Source organism: Saccharopolyspora elongata (assembly GCF_004348985.1).
GTDB lineage: Bacteria > Actinomycetota > Actinomycetes > Mycobacteriales > Pseudonocardiaceae > Saccharopolyspora > Saccharopolyspora elongata.
Genome location: NZ_SMKW01000039.1, coordinates 38,971 through 58,508, shown reverse-complemented (window position 1 = coordinate 58,508; position 19,538 = coordinate 38,971). Strand labels below are relative to the sequence as shown.

Below are 19,538 nucleotides of genomic sequence, written 5' to 3'. Positions count from 1 at the left end.
CCACCCGTGAGCACTTTGTGTCGCCACAGCAACAGAAAGTACTCACGGTCCGAGTATGGTCTCCCGGTATGCGGATCCTCGTGGTTTCGGCCCCGTTGCTAGGGCATCTGTTGCCGCTGCTCCCGTTGGCGCAGGCCCTGCGCGACGCCGGGCACGACGTGCTGGCCGCGACCGCCGAAGACGGCCTCAACGCCAGGAACGGCGGGATCGAGATCGAGGATGTCGCGCCGGGCTTCGAGTTCGGCCGGATCGCCCGGCGGATCATGCTGCGGCACCCGCTGCTGGCCCGCGCCGAACTCGCCGGGGACGGCGGGCTCCGCACCGTGTCCCGGCTTTTCGGCGCGGTGAACGACCGGATCGCGGACGGGGTGGTGGCGCTCGCCGACCGGTGGAAGCCGGATCTCGTCATCCACGAACCCCTCGCCGCCGCCGGGGCGTTGGCCGCGGCGCGCCGGGGAATTCCGGCGGTGCTGCACGAGAATGCGCTGTTCGACGGCCCGGAAGTGTTCGGCGCCACCAGGATGGCCGCGCCATTGGCCCGCCATGGTGTGGCGGCGCTACCGCCTGCCGCGGCGACGTTGACCATCGCGCCGCCGAGCGTCGTCGGCGCCCGCGACGGCCTGCCGATGCGGTGCGAGCCGTTCAGCGGCGAGGGCGAGGTGCCGGACTGGCTGGCCGAAACCCCCGAGCGGCCCCGAATCCTGGTCAGTCGCAGCACGGTGAACGGACCGGGAGCTAGCCCGATGCCAGCAGTCGTCGCCGCAGCCTCCGAAGTTGACGCGGAGATCGTGCTGGTCCGCCCAGACGCCAAAACCGCGAGCAGCGCCATGCCGGAGAACGTCCGCACGGTCGACTGGGTTCCGATCAACGCGATCCTGCCGACGTGTACGGCGGTGGTGCACCACGGCGGCGCGGGCAGCATCTTCGGGGCCTTCGCAACGGGCCTTCCACAACTGGTCACGCCCGGCCCCGGCGACCGGAAGTTCAACGCGGAACGGGTGGCGGAGCGAGGAGCGGGTCTCGCGCTACCGGCAAAGCGGATCACGGCGGCGGACCTGACCCGCTTGATCACCGACGGAGCGATGAAGGAAGCGGCAACCGAGGTCCGCGAGGAGATCCAGGCCATGCCCGCCCCAGCAGACCTGGTGCCCCGCCTGGAAAACCTGCCGTAGTGGCTCGTGAGTAGTTTGGACCGCTATAGCGATCCAAACTACTCACGAGCCCAGGCACCTTCGGCACCTCCTCGTAGGGCCTTGCCACCCCTCTCTGCGAAGCACGGTCATGACCTCGTGTGCCACCGAACACGGGGTGCGGTCGACGTCCTGCCAGCCGTACACCAGCCGAGGCGTTCCGCTGAGCTCGGCGGCGTTGTCTCGCCTGCGGTCCCGGAACGCCGTTTCGGCATCGCCGTGGTACGCGCGCCCGTCCAACCGGACGATCAGCGGCACCCCGATGTCCTCGTAGCTGCAGTCCTCCAGGAGTTTCCGGCCGAATGCGTTGACCGGTACCTGGCGGCGCGCGCGAGGAATCCCGTGTGCGCGCTCGACGTCGAGAAAGTAACGGGTTTCCAGCATCGAGGTGAGACCTTCGGCAAGCAGGCGAACTGCTCGATCAAGCGCAGCGCGGTAGCGGAATGGCGGTCTGGCGATCAACTGGGCACGGATCTCGTCGGCGCCGACCCGGTTCGCGGAGGCGGTGGTCAGCAGGGTTCGCTCGGCCGCCGCCTCATCGGATTCGGCAGCGGCCAGGTCGATCACGGTGTCCGCCCGAGAAGTTCGAGGCGGCGCGTGGGACACGACGATGTGCCGAAAGGCTCGACTGCGGTGCACCACAACACCTTCCTGCGGCACAGCCGAAGTCCCATACGGAACCGTGACGTGGACGGGCTCCTCATCTGCCGGTAGCCAGCCCCATTCCTGCGCGGCGGTTCGGTGGCTGAGCGCAGCCGGGAGGTCGGCGTAGAGCAGCGCGGCGCTGATTCGAGCGTCTCGTGAGAGCGGGCCGGTGAACAGTGCGATCACCCCGCGGTGGACGCGCTGCCACCGCCGAGCATCGAGGTTCGCTTGGATCGTCGAGTAGCTGACGCCGAATTTCCGTAGCTGCTTGCGCGTGAACACGGCGTGCTGCTGACGCCTCAGCAACTCCCAATCCGCCTGATCGGATTCTCGGATTCGAACGGACACACCGTTACAGAGGCGCGGACCTACCGAACAGATACATCCGTGAGCACATCAGGCGTTCATGACAACCCAAAGTGCGCACGATCAGGTGCAACCGGCCAGATCGCATCGGCTGGCCTGTACAGCCGCCGGCTGCTGGGCCGTAACAGGCTCGTGCGCACTTTGGATCGCTATAGCAGTCCAAAGTGCGCACGAGTCACGGGCCGGTCGGAGCCATCGTGGTCAGGCGTTGGTCTGTATGCCTGCGTTGGTGAGGACCTCGCGGGCCGAGAGGGCCGTGCTCTCGGCCGCCGTAAGGCCGGAGGCCGTCAGGTGCGCGTCGACGATGCGCAGGCCCGCCGCGTAGCCCGCGAAGTCCGGTAGCCCCACCGGTTGCAGTCCCATGCGCTGGGCCGTCGCGTCGCCGAAGACGTACGGGGGCAGGTTCTGCATCCCCGCCACGTCGATCCCGGACGCGATCTTCCGGTACGCCGAGTCCAGTTCCGCTCCGGTCAGTCCTTGGGACCACGGGCCCATGGCCTGCTCGCCGGACAGCTCGCGTACGAACGCCTCGGCCAGGCCCTCCGCGACGACCTGTTCCCCGACCGTGACGGCAGCGGGGTTCCAGACGACGTTCGCGTAGCGCACGTTGTGGTGCAGCTCGTGCGCGGCGGCGTGGTCGATCTTCGCCAGGCTCGTCTCGGTGGGCCACATGAACAGCTGGATCGCACCCGGGAACCCGCCCAGGCCGAAGTACCCGGCACTGCGCGCCATCAGCTGCTCGTCATCGGGATTGCCGAGCACCACGACGACGTGCACGGTGTCGGCGTGCCCGATGCCGGGCACCGCGCCGCTGATCCGCTCCCACGCGGCGATGAGAGATTCCTCGATCCGGCGCCACACCTCGGCTTCCTGCATACGGCGCAGCGCGGGCACGTATCGCGGGTCCTCGCAGTCGAGCCGGAAGCCGCTGCCGCCCATTTCGTACATCTGGACCAGGTCCACATCCCCCATCACGGACATCGCCGGCTCCAGCGGCCTGAGTATCTCCCGCAGGGCGTCGCGCCGCTCCGCCTGCGGTCGCCGGAGGAGGTCGAGCATGGCGGACGCCGTGTCATGAACAACGATCTTCATGGTCCGGGACCGTAGGGTCTCCAGTCGCTGGAGGATCAAATCTCCCGGTTTCAGCCGGGCTGGAGACCGGCGTCGTGGGCCAGGATGGCGGCCTGTACCCGGTTCGCGCAGTCGAGCTTGGTGAGGATCCGGCTGATGTGCGCCTTCGCCGTGCCCGTGCCCATGTGCAGGCGTTGGGCGATCTCCGCGTTCGACAGTCCCGCCGAGACCAGCCGGAGCACGTCCCGTTCGGTGTCGGTGAGCTGGTCGATGCGGCGCTTGGCCGCCTCCGCGCCGTCGTCGCCGGACAGCAGGTGGCGTTCGATGAGCCGACGGGTGATCTGCGGCGCCAGGATCGACTCGCCGGTCGCGGCCACCCGCACGGCCCGGATGAGCTCGGTCGGCCCGGTGTCCTTGAGCAGGAATCCGACGGCTCCCGCCCGGAGGGCCTGGGCGACGCTGTGGTCGTCGCCGAACGCGGTGAGCATGGCCACGTTGGTGCGCGGCGATTCGCGGGCGATGTCGGCGACCGCGGTGATCCCGTCGCCGTCGGGCATTTGCACGTCCAGCATGGCGACGTCGACCTCGTGCTCGCGGCACGCGCGGACGGCGGCGCGCCCGTCCGCCACCTCGGCCACCACCTCGACGTCTTCGGCGTTCGCCAGGATGAGGCGGATACCCGCTCGCATGAGCGTTTCGTCGTCGGCGATGAGGGTCCGGATCACCTGGTCATTCTATGGCGAGCAGGATGATCAGCATGATCAAGCCGGTGGCGACGGGCACGACCGCCAGCAACCCCAGGCACCCGGCGCCCACCGCGCGGGGCAGCGTGAGCACCTCGGCGTCGAGCGGTTCCCGCACCTCCGGGAGCGGGCGGTTGGCGGCCGGAGCGGGCACGGCCGGGTGTGCGGCGAGTTCGGCCGAGATCTGGAAGCCGCCCTCGGGCGTGGGGCCGGCGGAGAACGCGCCGCGGAGCAGCTCGATCCGCTCTTCCAGGCCGACCAGCCCGCGCCGGGTGCCCGAGGGGCGGTGTGCGCCGTGCGCTGCGCCGTTGATCACGCGCACCCGGATGCGGTCGGCCTCGTGGGCGACCTCGACCCTGGCGGGCGCGGTGGGGGCGTGCTCGTGCACGTTGGTCAGCCCCTCCCGCACCACGCGGTGCACGCCGTGGCGGGCTCGAACATCGGCGTCGTCGACGTCCGCCCCCGACCACACCAGCTCCACGGCGATGCCGGCGCGGCGGGATTCGGCCACGAGATCGGTGATGTCGGCGCGGGTTCCACTGTGCTCGCCGACGGTTTCGGGCGGCGAGCCCTGGGTGTCGTTGAGGACTCCCAGGATCTCGCGCAGTTCGGCCATGGCCGTCGCGGCCGTGGTGCGCAGGAGCTCGGCCTGACCGCTGAAGCGTGGCGCGTCCTTGGCCGCGGTGATCTCCAGCGCCCCGGCGTGCATCGAGATCAGGCTGAGCCGGTGCCCGAGCATGTCGTGCATCTCGGTGGCGATGTGCGCGCGTTCCTTCAGGCGAGCCTTCTCGGCGGTGAGCTCCTGTGCCCGCTCCAGGTACTGGTTGCGTTCCCGGAGAAGCCGGACGAGCGGCTGGCGCCGGCCGAGGACGCCGCCGGACAGCGCCGGGAGCAGCAGCAGGAACGCGACCGTCAGCGCGAAACCGGCGAGGGTCTCGCCGAGGCCGCCCGGGGCGTTCCACTCGCGGACGACCGAGAGCAGGAGGTCCACGACGGCGGTCGCCAGCACCGCCAGTCACAGGCGCCGGGCGGGCGTGATGCGCCGCGCCACCGAGAACGTGACGAAGGGCAGCGTCGCCGCCGCCCAGATGTTGTCGCTGGCGAACACCGGAGCCGTGGCCAGCAGCGTCACTACCGGCCATCTCCTGCGGGCCGGAACCAGCAGCGCCGACCAGCACGCCGTCGCGGCGGTGACGGCGAAGTGGCTCGACGGCAGCAGCGAAGCCGGGCTCGGCACGAACCCGATGCCCAGCACCACGAGGAAGGCCGCCAGCTCGCCGGCCACCACCTGACGTGGCGCCGCGCGCACGGCTCGCGCTTCTTGGGCGGCGGCTGCCCGCGCCTTTTCAACCAGCGGAGACACCCGCGAATACCTCACCTCGGACGATCGGCCGTCGACCGATCCATTGTCGGTCAACACCCGGCCCGCCGGGCAGTGCCGACCGGCCCGCAGATCATGGCCGATCGGCCACGAGGTCTGGGCGGGTGGCACGCGCTACGGCGGCGGGCGGCTCCCTAGGCTCCAACGCGACGAATCACCTGGAAGGGACGAACATGAGTCTTCAGCGGGAATCGGCCGTCGATGCCCACGGCACGCCGTACCACCTGCTCGCGCGCACGCCGGCGCACCGCTGGTGGCGGCCGTTGGTCGGGATCCTGCTGCTGATCGCGCTCGCGGTGGTGTTCCTGCTGGTGATCAGCGCCGTCGGCATGGGACTGGCGGTGCTGGTGGGCATCGGGCTGGACGCCGAGTTGGGCTTCTCCGCCCCGCTGTGGGAATTCGCGTTCGCCTTCGCCAGCATCGCCGTCCTCCTGCCCGCCGTCCTGCTGACGGCGCGGTGGGCGCAGCGCCGCCCGGTCGGCACGGTGTCCAGTGTGGAGGGACGACTGCGCTGGCGGTGGCTGCTCGACTGCGGGGGATGGGCGGTGCTGGGCTTCGTCCTCATCGCCGTCGTCGACCTCGCCCGGGGGCAGGGCGTGGACGTGGCGGCGTGGCCGGGCTGGCCGACGTTCCTGGCGGTGCTCGCGATCGCCGTGACCCTCGTGCCGTTGCAGGCCGCCGCCGAGGAGTACCTATGCCGCGGCTGGCTGGTGCAGACGTTCGCCTCCTGGACCCGCACCCCGTGGCCGGGGGCGGTGGTCACCTCGGTGCTGTTCGTGGCGTTGCACGACTACACCGAGCCGCTGGTGGTCGCCGACCTCTTCGTCTTCGCAATGGCCATGTGCTGGCTGACCATCCGCACCGGCGGCCTGGAGGCGGCGATCGCGCTGCACGTGGTGAACAACGCCGCCTTCGCCGTGTTCGCCGGCACCCAGGGCGTGCCCAGCCTCGACCAGAGCGGCAGCTACTCGGTGTGGGACGTCCTGCCGACCATGGCCCTGACCGTGGTCTACACGTGGTGGATCGACCGCCGAGCCCGCCGCCGCGGGATCGTCACCCGCAGCCGACCGGCCGCGGCCGGCGGTACGATCGGGGCATGTTGAAGATCGGATTCACCTCGGCGCGGTGAGCGCCGCCGAAGCGCGGCACCGGCTGACCGTGCCCGTCCTGCTGGACGGCTGGCAGATCGAGTGCTGCGGAACGCCTCCCGCGGTCGGCGATGAAGTGTCCTGGCGGCTGGAGTGGAGTCAGTGGTCCGCATCGGCGATCCCGACCGACATGGCGCTCCGGGCAGGGCTGGAACGCCGCCCGGTGCCGGAAGGCCCAAGAGCGAGAACGACCGGGAGCACCGTGCCCTCCGTGGCGAGAGCCGGTGGCGTCAGCGTGTTCGTATCGGTGCCGGAGCCGCTGCCTGCGGAGATCACGCTCACCGGAGTGCTGCACGAAGACCACCATTCCGCCCGGCCACCCGACGACCTGCTCACCGGCGGACGGGTCATGGCGGTGTGGCTGGTGTCGTGGGAGTACGAGCTGCGGGAGCGCTGCTGGCGACCCGTCGACGGCAGCGCTGAACTCGAGAGCGTTCAGCGCGCGCCGAAGTTCATGCCCCGCTCAACGCCGCCGGAACACGGCGGGTTCTGGCGGGATACCAACGCGGTGCTGGTCGACCTGGAGACATCCGGCTGAGCGACGGGGCCGCGCGCCAGTCCGGCGGTGGTGATCAGGGCGACAACGTTGTCCTCGCCCCACCGGTCACCACGAGCCGGCGTGCGCGGCACGGCCGCGCACGCCGGGCGGCCCCGCTCGTCGGTGGCCGGCACGCTGGTGCTGGTCACCGAGCGCAGTCACCCGGGCCTGTGCGGCTCGGGCGGTCTTTGCCCAGGTGGACGCGGTCGTGGGGGGTTCCCATACTGAGGGTGTCGGCCTCGCAGGACCCGCCTGCCGGCGGGTGGGAGGGGAGGGCGTGATGGGGCGCGCGGTTGGAATCGACCTGGGGACGACGAACTCGGTGGTGGCCGTGCTGGAGGGCGGCGAACCGACGGTCGTCGCCAACTCCGAGGGCTCGCGGACCACGCCGTCGGTGGTGGCCTTCGCGAAGAACGGCGAACTGCTGGTGGGGCAGCCCGCGAAGAACCAGGCGGTCACCAACGTGGACCGCACCATCCGGTCGGTCAAGCGGCACATGGGCACCGACTGGTCGGTGCGGATCGACGACAAGGCCTACACGCCGCAGGAGATCAGCGCCCGCGTGCTGATGAAGCTCAAGCGGGACGCGGAGTCCTACCTCGGCGAGGACGTCCTCGACGCGGTGGTGACGGTGCCCGCGTACTTCGACGACTCGCAGCGGCAGACGACCAAGGAAGCGGGCCAGATCGCGGGGCTGAACGTGCTGCGGATCATCAACGAGCCGACCGCGGCGGCGCTGGCCTACGGCCTGGAGAAGGGCGAGAAGGAGCAGACCATCCTGGTGTTCGACCTCGGTGGCGGCACCTTCGACGTCTCGCTGCTGGAAGTGGGCGAGGGGCTGGTCGAGGTCAAGGCCACCTCCGGCGACACCCACCTCGGCGGTGACGACTGGGACGAGCGGGTCGTCGAGTGGCTGGTGGACCGGTTCCGGGCCTCCTCGGGCATCGACCTGAACAAGGACCGGATGGCCATGCAGCGGATCAAGGAAGCCGCCGAGAAGGCCAAGATCGAGCTCTCCAGCTCGTCGCAGACCAGCATCAACCTGCCGTACATCACGGTCGACGCGGACAAGAACCCGCTGTTCCTGGACGAGACGCTCTCCCGCGCCGAGTTCGAGCGCATCACCTCCGACCTGCTGGAGCGCTGCCGAAAGCCGTTCAACAACGCGATCCGCGACGCCGGGATCAAGGTCGGCGACATCAACCACGTGGTGCTGGTGGGCGGGGCGACGCGGATGCCCGCCGTGACCGACCTGGTCCGCGAGCTCACCGACGGCAAGGAGCCGAACAAGGGCGTCAACCCGGACGAGGTCGTCGCCGTCGGCGCCGCCCTGCAGGCCGGCGTGCTGCGCGGTGAGGTCAAGGACGTCCTGCTGCTCGACGTGACGCCGTTGTCCCTGGGCATCGAGACCAAGGGCGGCATCATGACCAAGCTGATCGAGCGCAACACCACGATCCCGACCAAGCGCTCGGAGACCTTCACCACCGCCGAGGACAACCAGCCGTCGGTGATGATCCAGGTCTTCCAGGGCGAGCGGGAGATGGCCGCGCACAACAAGAAGCTCGGCATGTTCGAGCTGACCGGCCTGCCACCGGCGCCGCGCGGCATGCCGCAGATCGAGGTCACCTTCGACATCGACGCCAACGGCATCGTGCACGTCAACGCCAAGGACCTCGGCACCGGCCGGCAGCAGTCCATCAAGATCAGCGGCGGCTCGGCGCTGCCGAAGGACGACATCGACCGGATGGTCAAGGATGCCGAGGCGCACGCCGAGGAGGACCGCAAGCGCCGCGACGAGGCCGAGACCCGCAACCAGGCGGAAACGCTGGTCTACCAGACGGAGAAGGTCCTCACCGACAACGCCGACAAGATCCCGGCCGACACCCGGACGCAGGTGCAGGACGCGATCAAGGAAGTCAACGAGGCCCTCAAGGGCGACGACGTCGACAAGATCCGCACGGCGGTCGACCACCTCGCGGCGACGTCGCAGGCCATCGGCCAGGCCATCTACGGACACCAGCAGGCGGCGGCCGGAGACGGCGAGGCGAAGCAGGCGGAAGAGGACGTGGTCGACGCCGAGATCATCGACGAGGACGACAAGAAGAAGGAGTGATCCGGAGCTCCGAAGTGGATCGCACCGGCAGTCCCCCGTGCGTACTTTTGCTGCTATGGCGACACAAAGTGCACACGGGCCCGGCTCGCACAGTCGCAGGACGATGTTCGCTTCAGAAGAATACAATTCCAGAATGAAGAACAAACCGTCCTACGCGCTGACGTCCGTCGACAACGCGCTGCTGCTCCTGCAGATGCTGCGCGACCAGGGCGGCCTGCGGGTCAGCGAGGCGGCCGAGGAGCTCGGCATCGCCCGCTCCACCGCGCACCGCCTGCTGTCGATGCTGGTGTACCGGGACTTCGCGATCCAGGACGACCGGCGCACCTACGTGCCGGGCCCGGCGCTGGCCGCGAACCAGGTGGCCGGCCACCCGAACCAGCAGCTGCGCAAGGCGCTCCACCCGCACATGGACGCGCTGTGCGAGCGGGTGCAGGAGACGGTGAACCTGATGGTCCGGGTGGGAACTCAGACCCGGTTCCTTGCCAGTGTCGAGTCGACTCAGGTTCTGCACGTCGGCGACCGGCGCGGCACCATCCTGCCCGCGCACCTGTCCTCGGGCGGGAAAGCGCTGCTGGCGGAGCTGGAGCGGGCCCAGCTGGAGCAGCTCTACCGGCCGGGCGAGCCGGACCGGCAACTCCCGGAGCGGGAGTGGAAGACGTTGCTGCGCGAGCTCAAGGCGGCCCGCGAGACCGGCTACGCCCTCAACCGCGAGCGGACCGAAGACGGCGTGGCGGCGGTCGGCATGTGCGTCCACGACGGCTCCGGCGAACCCGTCGGGGCACTGTCGATCGCTGCCCCCGCGGCGCGCTTCGCCCCCAAGCGGATCCCGGTGCTGGTGCGGGAGATGCGCGCCGCTGTCGCCCGCGCCGAGATCGACCTCGAATCCCTCCCCGACCTGTGACCCGCCGGGATCGCGGTTTCAATTGAAACCGTCGTTCTGGCGAGGCGCGGGGAGTCGGCCGTGGATTCCTCTGGCTCTGCCCCCCGCCCAGCACCCCGTTAGGCCGAGGCCTTGCAGCTTTCTGCTAAGAGGAATTCGGTTCCGCACCGCCGGACTTCCTCGACGCCCTGGTGACCGACATAACCGCCCTGTGGCAGCGCAAGGCCCAGGGCCCGGCTCTGCTGCTCCGCCCGGACGACCGGGACGCCGAGTACCGGGTGGACATCGACGGCGAGACCCCGCACGTGGTGCGCGGATCCACTGTGGACCTCGCCCGCTGGCTGTCCGGCCGAGGCTCGGGCGATCTCAAGGCCGAAGGCGGAGAACTTCCGAAACTCGGCGGCTGGCTCTAAAACGCTCGTGAGTACTTTGGACCGCTGTAGCAGGCCGAAGTGCTCGCGATGCCGGGTCTGCGGAAATGTGCGGCCGCGGTCCAAACCACCATCGGTTACGCTTCCGCCGTGCACGACGACTACCAGGTCCCCACCGCGCTCTTCTTCGTGCCGGCGGGTGTCTTCTTCGCAATATTCTTGGTGAGCTTCGCCTTCGACCGCCGGAAGGTGCGCAACGGCCTCTACCTGTTCTTCGCGCTCGTGTTCCTGGTGGGCGCGTCGCTGATGGCGCTCGCTTCGAAGTCGCTGGCCGTCGCCGAGTTCGTGCTCATCTCGCTGTTGTTCCTCTTCCTGCTGATGATCCTGGTGCTCGCGGTCTTCCTGGTCGCCAACGGCGTGACGATGATCCGCCGGGAGGGCCGGCGCCTGGCCAACCTGCTGTCGCTGGCCGCCGGCCTCGGGATCTTCGCCTACATCGGGTTGCGGGCGCTGGCCAACAGCGTCCAGTGGACGCCGCTGCAGGCGACCATGGACGCGATCGGTGCCGTGATCTCGTACGTTTCCCTGCTGTTCATGTGCTTCCTGCTCTACTCCTTCGTCTACGGCCGGATCTGGCACCGCCGCGCCGTCGACTTCGTCGTGGTGCTCGGTTCCGGCCTGATCGGCTCGCGCGTGCCGCCGCTGCTGGCCAGCCGTCTCGACCGCGGTCGCGCCGTGTTCGACGCCCAGCGGGCGAAGGGGCGCGACCCTGTGCTGGTGACCTCCGGCGGTCAGGGGCCGGGCGAGGACCTGCCCGAGGCGCGCGCGATGGCCGACTACCTCATCGACAAGGGCGTGCCGGAGGACCGGATCCTGGTCGAGGACCAGTCGCGCAGCACCGAGGAGAACCTGCGGTTCAGCAAGGCGATCATGCAGCAGCACCGGCCGAAGTACCGGTGCGTGGTGGTGACGAACAACTACCACGTCATGCGCGCCGCCACCATCGCGCGCAAGGGGAAGGTCAACGGCCAGGTGCTCGGTTCGCCGACGGCGCGCTACTTCTGGCCGAGCGCGACGATCCGCGAGTTCGTGGCGGTGTTCCTGTCGCACAAGATCGTGAACTTCTGCATCTGCGCGTTCCTGATCATCACGAACGTGCTGCCTGCTCTCCAGGACGGCTGAGGGGAAGTCGATCGGTTTGAGCGCGAGGTTGACGACGACCTGATGGCCGACGGCGTGGGGGCGCTCACCCGTTCCAGGCGGGTCCTGGCGGCCGTGTGCGACTTGTTGATCTTCAAGCTCTCCGGCGTGCTGGTCGCCACGGCCGGAACCGTGCTGGTGGTGGCGGTCAACGGCGGCCGCGGATGGTCGACGCCCGAACACCGAGCGCGGAGCCCATCGAACAGGCGCGGTGAGCGCCTGTTTGGATCGGGGCGTGGATCTGTTGCGTCACCTCCGATTCTTCGTCGCCGTGGCCGAGGAAGGCCATTTCGGACACGCTGCGGACCGGCTCGGGATGACGCAGCCGCCGCTGTCCCAGGGCGTCCAACGGCTCGAGACCAGGCTCGGCGTCACCCTGCTGACCAGGGGCTCTCGCGGCGTGGGGCTGACCACCGCCGGGGCCGAGCTGCTGCCCAGGGCGCGGGCCCTGCTCGACGGCGCGGAGCAGTTCGAGGAGGAAGCGCGCCGCCAGCGGGAGAACCGCGGCGCGGTGCGGGTCGGCGTCGTCGCGGCGCTCAGCGACCGGCAGGTCGCGGCCCTGACGGCCGCCGTGCGGGCCGCCGCGCCCGATCCGGCGGCCCGCACCGTGATCATCACGACGGCCTCGACGGTGGACCTCGTCGACGCGGTCACCGCCGGCCGGCTCGACTGCGCGGTGGTGCACCACCCGGCGCTGATCGGTGCCCTACAGGCCGGTCCGGTCCGGAAGATCCCGCGTTCGCTGCTGGTGCCCGCCGATCACCCGGCGGCGCGCCGCAAGCAGTCGCTGCGCTCGCTGGCGGGCCTGGCCTGCGCGACCGCGCCGCGCAGCCACGGGACGGCCGCGTTCGACCTGCTCGTCGACACGTTGCGGATCAAGGGGCTCGACCCGGACTTTCTGCCCGCGGCGGGCGATCGCGACGCGCTGACCGCGGTCGCCGCCGGTCGTGCCTTCGCCCTCACCACCGACCCGTCGCTGGAGGCCTCCGGCGTGACCCGGCTTCCGGCGCCGGGGGAGGACCTCGCACTGCGGGTGCGGCTGGTCTGGCAGGAGCCCGCGCCGCCGGACGACGTGCTCGCGGCGGTCGAGGCCGCGCTGCGTCCGGAGGCGCCGCGATGAGCCCGGTCGAGCGCCGCATCCGCGAGGTGCTGGCCGACGCCGGCGCCGAGGGCTGGGTGCACGCGAAGCCGCTGAACCCCGCGTCGGAGCGGGAGATCGACGTGGGCGGCGACGAGCTCGTCGTCACGGCGTCGGTCTACAAGCTGCCGCTGCTCGTGGCGTTGTGCCGCGCATTCGACGCCGGCGCCCTCGATCCGCGGGCCAGGGTGCGGATCGATCCCGCGTCCTGCACGCCAGGGCCCACCGGGATGTCGGCCTTCCAGGACCCGGTCACGGTGTCCTGGCGCGACCTGGCCGCGTCGATGATCGGCGTCTCCGACAACGCGGCGGCGGACCTGATCCTCGGAGAGGTGGGGCTCGACGCGCTCGCCGACACCCTCGCCGACCTGGGACTGTCGCGCACCCGCGTGGTCGGCGGCACTGCCGATTCGCACGCCGCGCTGATCCGCGACACCGGCACGACCACCGCGGCCGAGGCGTTCGCGCTGCTCAGCGACAACGACGCCGCCCGCACGGTGAGCGCCTACGACCCGTCTTACGCCAGCGCCACCACGCCGCGCGAGATGACCCGGCTGCTCGAACTCGTCTGGGCCGACGCGGTCGCGTCGCCGGAGCAGTGCGAGTTCATCCGGCGGCTGCTGGCGAACCAGGCGTGGCAGCACCGGATCCGGGCCGGGTTCCCGTACCGCGGGGTCCGGGTCGCGGGCAAGACCGGCACGATCGGCGCGGTGCGCAACGAGGTGTCGGTGGTGGAGTTCGACGGCGAAACGCCGGTCGCGGTGGCGGTGTTCACGCTCGCGGCCCGCGCCGACGCCGCGCTGCCCGGAGTGGATGCGGCCATCGCGGAATGCGCCCGGATCGCGGTCACGGACCTGCGTTCCGGCCGGTTGTGAGCGAACTTTTTTCGCGGGCCGGGAGCGGCTGGGCGCCGCCCGGCAGCTGCGGCCATATCGAATCGCTATCGGACGCGGGCCGGGCGTGGATTGGCGCTATCGGTCGAGGGCTGCTTGATTGGCGGCAGACCCGATCGATTGGAGAATTCCCTTGCAGCACCACGAAACCCGCGTTGGACGTCGAGCGATCCTGGGTGCGCTGCTGGCCGCCCCGGCGGTGGCCGCGTGCGGTTCGGGCGGCGTAGCGGCGGCGCCGAGCAACGCGGAGCCGGATCTCACCGGAAAGCACGCCCCGGTCTTCGCCGACCTGGAACGCCGCTACGACGCCCGGCTCGGGCTGTTCGCGGTCAACGTCCACACCGGACGTTCCATGGGGTACCGCGCCGACGAGCGCTTCGCGATGTGCTCGACGTTCAAGACCTACGCGGCCGGCGCTCTGCTGCACCGGCACGGCCTGGCCGGCGGCTACTTCGACAAGCTGATCCACTACACCGAGGCCGACCTGGTGGCGGGCTCGCCGGTCACCGCGCCCAACGCGGGCATCGGCTTGATGGTCAACGAGCTGTGCGCCGCGGCGATCACCCGCAGCGACAACACGGCGGGCAACCTGCTGCTCGCCGAACTCGGCGGCCCGTCCGCGATCACCGCGTTCGCGCGCTCGATCGGCGACGGCAGCACCCGCCTGGACCGCTGGGAAACGGAGCTCAACACGGCGATCCCCGGCGACGAGCGCGACACCACCACGCCGGCCGGGATCGCCGCGGGCTACCGGGCGCTGGTGGTGGGCGACGCCCTCGGCGCGCCCGAGCGCGACCGGCTGGCCGGGTGGCTGTTCGCCAACACCACCGGCGCCGCGCGGATCCGCGCGGGGCTGCCGCCGGCCTGGCGCACCGGCGACAAGACCGGCACCGGGGACTACGCCTCGGGCAACGACGTGGCCGTCACCTGGACCGACCGCGGCCAGGCCATCGTCATCGCCGTACTGACCACTCGCCCGCGCAAGGACGACGAGGTCGACAACGGGCTGCACGCCGACACCGCGCGCGTCGTCGCCGCGGCGCTGGGCTGATGCTGGCCACTGTGGACGATCGTCAGCTGGCGGGAAGCGTTGCGGTCACGCGGAAACCGCCGTCGGGCAGCGGCCCAGAGTCGATGTCGCCGCCCGCCAGCTGCACGCGTTCGGCGAGCCCGATCAGGCCCTGCCCGCCGCTGGGCAGGCTGCGCTGGAAGCCCTCGGCGGGACGGCTGTTGCGCACCGAGATTTCCAGGTTCTCGGGCCGGTAGGAGAGCGCGACCGAGGCGTGCGAACCGCCCGCGTGCTTGTGCACGTTGGTCAGCGCCTCCTGGATGACCCGGTACGCGGCACGCTCGACGTGGTCGGGCAGCCGCCGGCGGTCGCCGTCGATGCGCAGCTCGGCGGCCAGACCGGCGTCGCTGGAGGCGGAAACGAGCGCCTCGACGTCCTGCAGGGTCGGCTGGGGAGGCTCGGGCCGCTGGTCGGACGGGTCCGAGCGCAGCACGCCGATCATCTGCCGGAGCTCGTTCAGCGCGCCGCGGCCAACGTCCTGGATGGTCGCGGCCGCCTGGGCCGCCTTCGCGGGATCGCGCTCGGCCAGCAGCTCCAGCGCGCCCGCGTGCACCACGACCAGGCTCACCTGGTGCGCGATGGAATCGTGCATCTCGCGGGCGATGCGGGCGCGCTCCTCGGCGCGGGTCCGCTCAGCGATGAGGGCCTGCTCCCGCTCGGCCCGCTCGGCGCGCTCGACCCAGTGGGCCAGCCGCGCCCGACGACCGGCCATGTAGAGCCCGACGACCAGCGGGAACAGGTTGAGCAGCGACATCATGACCACCAGCGTGGCGAAGTTGCCGATGTTGCTGAACGTGGCGACCTCGCGCAGGAAGGACCGCGACGCGACGATGCTCACCGCCGCGGTGCCCCAGATCTGCCAGCGCTTCCGGCCGTAGGCGCCCAGCGCGTACTGCGCGACGAAACCGCCCATGTAGAACGGCGTCGCCAGGTGCGTGACCGTCGCGGCCAGGGCGACGGTGACCGGGAACCGCCGCATCCCCAGCAGGGCGAGCGAGCCCACGAGCCCGGCCCCCAGCTGCCACCACATCTCGAGGTCGTGGGCCGGGTTGTTCAGGACGGTGCTCCACACCGAGAGGAGGAAGACGAACCCGCTGATGACGGCGAGGATCACCCACCGGGGCACCCGTGCCAGCCAGGCCGGCCGCGTGCCGACGAAGTTCGGCTGCTCATCAGGGGCGAGCTTGCCCGGGAAGTTGGCGATCAGACTCCGCATTGCCACGGCACAAGCGTATGGGAACGACGCGCCGACCGAATTGGCCTGCGGTCGTACTACTCAGGTATGACTCCCGCGTTGCGACGCATGGGTTTCTGCGATCCGGGAATGATCGCGGAATGGGACTCGCGGTCGATGTCCGCGCAGGGTGGCCCGCCATAGCTTTGGTCCATGGTCCACACGAACGAAAGCCCAACAGCGCCCGGCGCCGTCGAGATACCCGACTCGCGAGCGGTGCGCCCACGCGCACGCCTGAGCGGTGTCGACATGGCCCGCGCGCTGGCGGTGCTGGGCATGTTCGTCGCGCACATCGGGCCGGCGATGCTGGATCCGCAGGCGGGTGCGGCGGCGGAGGTGCTGGCGAAGCTCGGCAACGGGCACGCCTCGATCCTGTTCGCCACGCTGGCCGGAGTGTCGCTCGCGCTGCTCACCGGTGGCAGCGATCCGCACGACGGCGCGCTGCTGCGGCGGGACCGCGTCCGGATCGCCGTCCGGGCGGCGATCCTGTTCGTGCTCGGCATGGCGCTGACGCAGATCGGCGCCCCGATCATGGTGATCCTGTCGTTCTACGCGATCTACTTCGTGCTCGCCCTGCCGGTGCTGCGGATGCCTCCCGTGGCGCTCGCGGCGCTCGCCGGGGTGTGGGCGCTCATCGCCCCCCAGGTCTCGTTCCTCATCCGTGGCTCGGTCGACAGCGCGGAAACGGCAGGCGGCGCGTTGTCCTTCAGCGACCTGGCTTCGTCGCAGCAAGCCGGGGCCGGGCTGCTGCGGCTGCTGCTCGACGGCGCGTACCCGGTGCTGACCTGGATGCCGTTCGTGTTCGTCGGCATCGCGGTCGGGCGGCTCGATCTGCGCTCGACGGCCGTTCGGCTGAGGCTGCTGGTGGCGGGCGCCGTTGTGGCGGTCGTCGGGTACGGCGGTTCGTGGCTCGCGCTGAACGTCTTCGGTGGCGTGAAAGCGCTTTCGCCGCTGATGGACGCACTGAGCCCGATGGCGGCCGAGCTCGGGAAGAGCCCGATGGAGCTCCTGCAGATGTCGAACTTCGGGACGGTGCCCGCAGGCACTCCGGCGATGCTGCTGCTGGCGGCGCCGCATTCCGGCACGACGTTCGAGATCGTGGGCTCCACCGGCGTCGCGCTGGCCGTCCTCGCGCTCTGCCTGTTCGCCGGCGACCGGCTGGGCCGGGTGCTCGCGCCGCTGACGGCGGTCGGCGCCCTGGCGCTGACCGTCTACACGGCGCAGGCGGTGGCGCTGAAGGTCCTGGTGGACACCGCGGCACCGGCGATGGCGGCGCACCCGTGGCTCCCGCTGATCGGCTTCGCGCTGGTCTCGATGCTGTTCTGCGGATTGTGGCGACCATTCCTCGGCCGCGGCCCGCTGGAGCGAGTCCTGCACTGGACGTCGGTCCGAGTCGCCGCCGCGGTCGTCCGCTGACCGGCCCGGCACGACGCCTGCCCGCCGGGAACGCACCCGGCGGGCAGGCGAGGTTCAGCGCGCCGCTTCGACGACGGGCTCCGGCTTCGGCGCCGGGCGCAGGGCGACGAAGGCGATGACCAGGCCGGCGAACACGAAACCGGCGGAGAGGAGGAAGCTCATGCTGTAGCCGTCGCGCAGCGCCGACAGCGCGTCCGCGCCGGCCTGGAGCCGGGTGTCGGTGTGACCGGCGGCGAGCGTTGCGAGGGTCGCGAGCCCGACGGCCGCTCCGGCCTGCTGGGCGGTGTTGTTGAGCCCGGAGGCCAGCCCGGCGTCGCGCGGGTCGGCGCCCGACATGGCCATCGTGATGACGGCGGGTATCGCCAGCCCCATCCCGGCGCCCATCAGGAAGAGCGTCGGCAGCACGTCCGCGAAGTAGTCGCCGTCCACCGGGGCGCGGCTGAGCAGCGCGAGCCCGGAGCCCAGCGCGAACAGGCCGGTGAGCAGCACCTTCTGGGCGCCGAACCGGTCGGTCAGCCGGGCGGCGAAGAACAGCGAGACGGTGCCGAGCGTCACCGGTGCCGGGACGAAGGCCAGGCCGGTCTGCAGCGAGTCGAAGCCCAGCACCCGCTGCGCCGCCGACGCCCTGCGCGAACCGCCCGGCGACCAGCATCGCCGGATCGACCGCCACCCCGCACAGCACCGACGCGGCGGTGAAGGTGATCAACCCGGCCAGGAACACCTTCTTGCCCCCGATCAGGTCGCCCAGCCGCCCGGACAGCAGAAGTAGCCCGGCGAAGGCGATCAGGTAGGAGTTCACCACCCAGGCCAGCCCGGACGGCGAGAATCCCAGCTCGTCCTGGATGGACGGCAGCGCGACGGTGACGACGGTGCCGTCCAGGACGACCATCAACTGCATGGTCAGCAGCACGCCCAGCGACAGGCCGCGCCTGCGGGGTTGCTGCGAAACGCTCTGAGTCATCGACGAGTCTTCCCGGTGAGATCTGCGGACCGCGGGTCCGATCGGCCCGCGCCGAAGCAAAGCTAGCCCGCGATCATGAGACGAACGATGGCTGAGAATCTCGATTTGATGTCCGGTCGTATCACGTGAGGGCACGATAGGATTCCGGCGTGGATGTGCTGAGTGACACTGTCGCCGCGCTGCGCACCGGGCGGCCCGCCTCGGGGACGTTCGTCCGGCACGCGCCGTGGGGGCGCCGGTACTCGAAGGCGTCGGGCGCGGGATTCCACGTGGTGCTGCAGGGTTCCTGCTGGCTGATCCCGCGCACCTCCGAACCGGTCCCGCTGGGCGTCGGCGACGTCGCCTTCCTGTACCTGGACGAGGGCCACGGGCTCGCCGACAGCCCGGACACGCCGCTCGACGAGATCCCCGGCCCGGGCGAGCCGCGCGTGGTCGACGGGGCGGGCGCGCGTTCGACGCTGCTCTGCGGCGTGTACGAGTTCGCTTCCGGCTGGTCGCATCCGCTGCTCGACGAGCTGCCCGAGGTCGTGCACGTTCCGGCGCGCCTCGGCCGCCATCCCGAACTGCGCGCGGCGGTCGATCTGCTGACCGCCGAGCTCGCCGGCGACCGGCCCGGCCGGGACGCGATGCTGCCCGCCCTGCTGGACGTGCTGCTCATCTGCACGCTGCGAGCCTGGTTCGACGAGCGGGCCGAGGGCGATCGCATCACAGGCTGGGCTTCGGTGTTCCATGACCGGGCGATCACCGCCGCCCTCGCCGCGATGCACGACGATCCCGCGCACCAGTGGACGGTCGAGGGGCTCGGCGCGCGGGTCGGGATGTCGCGCGCCACCTTCTCGCGCCGCTTCACCGCGCTGGTCGGCGAACCGCCGCTGACCTACCTGACCAGGTGGCGGATGATCATCGCGGCCCGCCGCCTGCGCGAAACCGACGCGGCGCTGTCGGTGATCGCCGAAGAGGTCGGCTACGCCTCGGAATACGCGTTCGCCAAGGCGTTCAAGCGGGCGCACGGCGCCGCCCCGGGCCAGTACCGCCGCGAGCAGCTCGCGCATCGATCGAACGGTTGATTTCGCCGTGCGCCCTTCGGATCCGCGCGGCCATCCCGCGGTGCGATGTGCCGGGCGGCCGGCCCGACCACAGTGGATGCCGGTGGAACGCCTCGGTTGGAAGGAAGCGCATCG

General features: G+C 70.8%; 18 protein-coding genes and 2 pseudogenes. 12 read left to right on the top strand and 8 right to left on the bottom strand.

The genetic code is table 11. The features are described 5' to 3' along the window. Positions 1 to 68: 68 nt before the first annotated feature. The gene (locus E1288_RS26550; RefSeq protein ID WP_132489642.1) at positions 69 to 1,172 is read left to right on the top strand and encodes a nucleotide disphospho-sugar-binding domain-containing protein; all 1,104 of its coding nucleotides are present in this window, start codon (positions 69 to 71) and stop codon (positions 1,170 to 1,172) included. A 42-nt stretch (positions 1,173 to 1,214) separates the two neighbouring features. Here E1288_RS26550 and E1288_RS26545 read toward each other — a convergent pair whose 3' ends face one another. The 5 genes from E1288_RS26545 to E1288_RS26525 form a co-directional block, all read right to left on the bottom strand. Further along, on the bottom strand, positions 1,215 to 2,117 hold the full coding sequence (locus E1288_RS26545) for a hypothetical protein (RefSeq protein ID WP_235883823.1): 903 nt from the start codon (positions 2,115 to 2,117) through the stop codon (positions 1,215 to 1,217). Between the two features lie 285 nt (positions 2,118 to 2,402). Further along, positions 2,403 to 3,293: a DUF2268 domain-containing protein gene (locus E1288_RS26540; RefSeq protein ID WP_132489640.1), complete on the bottom strand. Its 891-nt coding sequence runs from the start codon at positions 3,291 to 3,293 to the stop codon at positions 2,403 to 2,405. A gap of 50 nt (positions 3,294 to 3,343) precedes the next feature. Further along, entirely contained in the window at positions 3,344 to 3,997 is a 654-nt protein-coding gene (locus E1288_RS26535) for a response regulator (protein ID WP_132489638.1), read from the bottom strand. Between the two features lie 4 nt (positions 3,998 to 4,001). After that, on the bottom strand, positions 4,002 to 5,024 hold the full coding sequence (locus E1288_RS26530) for a sensor histidine kinase (RefSeq protein ID WP_132489636.1): 1,023 nt from the start codon (positions 5,022 to 5,024) through the stop codon (positions 4,002 to 4,004). Between the two features lie 6 nt (positions 5,025 to 5,030). After that, positions 5,031 to 5,378, bottom strand: coding sequence for a hypothetical protein (locus E1288_RS26525; protein ID WP_132489634.1), 348 nt, complete (start codon positions 5,376 to 5,378; stop codon positions 5,031 to 5,033). Positions 5,379 to 5,569: 191 nt separating this feature from the next. Here E1288_RS26525 and E1288_RS26520 point away from each other — a divergent pair, with 191 nt between their 5' ends. The 9 genes and pseudogenes from E1288_RS26520 (at position 5,570) to bla (ending at position 14,728) form a co-directional block, all read left to right on the top strand. After that, complete coding sequence (locus E1288_RS26520) at positions 5,570 to 6,499, top strand: CPBP family intramembrane glutamic endopeptidase (protein WP_132489632.1); 930 nt, start codon at positions 5,570 to 5,572, stop codon at positions 6,497 to 6,499. Between the two features lie 22 nt (positions 6,500 to 6,521). Then, positions 6,522 to 7,082, top strand: a complete 561-nt coding sequence (locus E1288_RS26515; protein WP_132489630.1) for a DUF6578 domain-containing protein — start codon at positions 6,522 to 6,524, stop codon at positions 7,080 to 7,082. 280 nt (positions 7,083 to 7,362) lie between these two features. Then, entirely contained in the window at positions 7,363 to 9,195 is a 1,833-nt protein-coding gene (gene dnaK / locus E1288_RS26510; RefSeq protein WP_132489628.1) for a molecular chaperone DnaK, read from the top strand. Positions 9,196 to 9,328: 133 nt separating this feature from the next. After that, positions 9,329 to 10,096 (top strand): IclR family transcriptional regulator, encoded by a 768-nt coding sequence (locus tag E1288_RS26505; protein ID WP_165968269.1) that lies wholly within the window; start codon positions 9,329 to 9,331, stop codon positions 10,094 to 10,096. Positions 10,097 to 10,254: 158 nt separating this feature from the next. After that, positions 10,255 to 10,488: pseudogene (locus tag E1288_RS26500) on the top strand (maleylpyruvate isomerase family mycothiol-dependent enzyme); the annotation flags it as partial. A gap of 108 nt (positions 10,489 to 10,596) precedes the next feature. Continuing rightward, entirely contained in the window at positions 10,597 to 11,628 is a 1,032-nt protein-coding gene (locus tag E1288_RS26495) for a YdcF family protein (RefSeq protein WP_235883822.1), read from the top strand. Positions 11,629 to 11,881: 253 nt separating this feature from the next. Then, on the top strand, positions 11,882 to 12,766 hold the full coding sequence (locus E1288_RS26490) for a LysR family transcriptional regulator (RefSeq protein ID WP_132489621.1): 885 nt from the start codon (positions 11,882 to 11,884) through the stop codon (positions 12,764 to 12,766). Continuing rightward, positions 12,763 to 13,659, top strand: a complete 897-nt coding sequence (locus tag E1288_RS26485) for a serine hydrolase (protein WP_132489619.1) — start codon at positions 12,763 to 12,765, stop codon at positions 13,657 to 13,659. The genes E1288_RS26490 and E1288_RS26485 overlap by 4 nt, the downstream gene beginning before the upstream one ends. Positions 13,660 to 13,810: 151 nt before the next feature. Continuing rightward, on the top strand, positions 13,811 to 14,728 hold the full coding sequence (gene bla, locus E1288_RS26480; protein ID WP_132489617.1) for a class A beta-lactamase: 918 nt from the start codon (positions 13,811 to 13,813) through the stop codon (positions 14,726 to 14,728). A 22-nt stretch (positions 14,729 to 14,750) separates the two neighbouring features. Here the strand turns inward: bla and E1288_RS26475 are convergent, their stop codons facing one another. After that, a complete protein-coding gene (locus tag E1288_RS26475; RefSeq protein WP_235883824.1) occupies positions 14,751 to 15,962 on the bottom strand; it encodes a sensor histidine kinase in 1,212 nt (403 codons plus the stop codon). A 171-nt stretch (positions 15,963 to 16,133) separates the two neighbouring features. On the opposite strand from E1288_RS26475, the gene E1288_RS26470 reads away from it, so the two are divergent. Further along, positions 16,134 to 17,396, top strand: a complete 1,263-nt coding sequence (locus E1288_RS26470) for a DUF418 domain-containing protein (protein WP_132489613.1) — start codon at positions 16,134 to 16,136, stop codon at positions 17,394 to 17,396. A 54-nt stretch (positions 17,397 to 17,450) separates the two neighbouring features. Here E1288_RS26470 and E1288_RS48985 read toward each other — a convergent pair whose 3' ends face one another. Then, positions 17,451 to 18,002: an MFS transporter gene (locus E1288_RS48985; RefSeq protein ID WP_235883821.1), complete on the bottom strand. Its 552-nt coding sequence runs from the start codon at positions 18,000 to 18,002 to the stop codon at positions 17,451 to 17,453. 52 nt (positions 18,003 to 18,054) lie between these two features. Then, a pseudogene (locus E1288_RS48980) lies at positions 18,055 to 18,285 on the bottom strand (MFS transporter); the annotation flags it as partial. A gap of 221 nt (positions 18,286 to 18,506) precedes the next feature. Here E1288_RS48980 and E1288_RS26460 point away from each other — a divergent pair. Continuing rightward, complete coding sequence (locus E1288_RS26460) at positions 18,507 to 19,424, top strand: AraC family transcriptional regulator (RefSeq protein ID WP_132489611.1); 918 nt, start codon at positions 18,507 to 18,509, stop codon at positions 19,422 to 19,424. Positions 19,425 to 19,538: the final 114 nt, after the last annotated feature.